This is a genomic window from Maribacter sp. 6B07 (assembly GCF_002700155.1).
Lineage (GTDB): Bacteria > Bacteroidota > Bacteroidia > Flavobacteriales > Flavobacteriaceae > Maribacter > Maribacter dokdonensis.
The window spans coordinates 1-1071 of record NZ_PDUT01000006.1 but is presented as its reverse complement, the minus strand read 5'-3'; the positions used below and the strand labels follow the sequence as shown (position 1 = coordinate 1071).

General features: G+C 42.3%; 1 protein-coding gene. It reads left to right on the top strand.

Going from position 1 to position 1071, the window contains the following annotated elements; translation table 11 throughout:
* Positions 1-365 (top strand): hypothetical protein (locus CSC80_RS19815; protein WP_099193516.1); only part of this gene is annotated, 365 nt, incomplete at its 5' end.
* Positions 366-1071 lie beyond the last annotated feature (706 nt).

Here is a 1071-nt window from a genome sequence, read left to right as displayed (position 1 = left end):
AAAAGAGGGAAAGGAAAAGAGAAGGGAAAAGGGGAAGGAAGAGAAAGAAGAAAAAAAGAAGAAAAGGGAGAGAGGGAAGGAAGAAGAAGAAAAGAGGAGGAAAAAAGGAGGAGAGAAAGGAAGAAGGGAAAGAAGAGGGAAAAAGAGAAGAGGAAGAGAAGAAGGGAAAGGAGAGTCAAGGAAAAGGGAAAGAAAATAAGAGAGAGAGGAAGGGAAAAAGGAAAGAAAGGAAGAAGAGAAAAGAAGAAAGGAGAAAAGTAAGGGGGAGGGAGAAGGAGGAAAAAAAGAGAGGAAGAAAAAGGAAAAAGGGGAAGAAGAAAAAAGAAGAGAAAGAAAGAGGGAAAGAGGAAGAAAAAGGGAGGTAAAAAGGAGAGAAGGAAGAGGAGAAAAGAAAGGGAGGGGGAGGAGGGGAAGCGGAAGGAGAAAGGAAAAGGGAAAAAAAGAGAACAAGGACGAGAAGAAAAAGTAGGGAGGGCAAAGGAAAAAAGAAAACAGAAAAGGGTAAGGGAAGACGGAGACGGTAAAAAGAAGAAGAAATAAGAATAAGGAGGAAGTAAAGAAGAAAGGAAAAAAAAGAGAAAAGAAGGGAAGGGAAAAAAAGGAAAGAGAAAAGGAAAAAGGGAGGGGAAAAGAAGCGGGAAAGAAGAAAAAGAGAGGGATAGGGAGAGAAAAAAGGGAGAGGGAGGGGGGAGGAGAGGAGGGAAGAAGGAGGAGAAGAGAAGGAGAAGAGGAAAAGAAGAGAGAGAGAGAGGGAAAAAAAAGGAAAAGGGGAAGGGAAGAAAAAAAGAGAAAGAGCGAAGAAAAGGAGGGAGAGGAGGAGGAGGGGAGAGAAGAGGGGGGGAGGAGAAAAGGGGGAGGGAAGAGGGAAGGGTAGAGGGAGGAGGGAAAAAAGGAGAAGGAAAAAAAAGAGAAGGGGAGAAGGAGGAGGAGGGTGGAGGAAAGAAAAAAAAAAGAGGAAGAAAGAAAAAGAAAGAGAGAGGAGAAGAGAGAAAAGAAGAGAAAGAGAAAGGGAAAGAGAGGAAAAAAAGAAAAGGGAGGAGGAAGAAAAAAGGAAAAAAAAAAAGAAAAAAG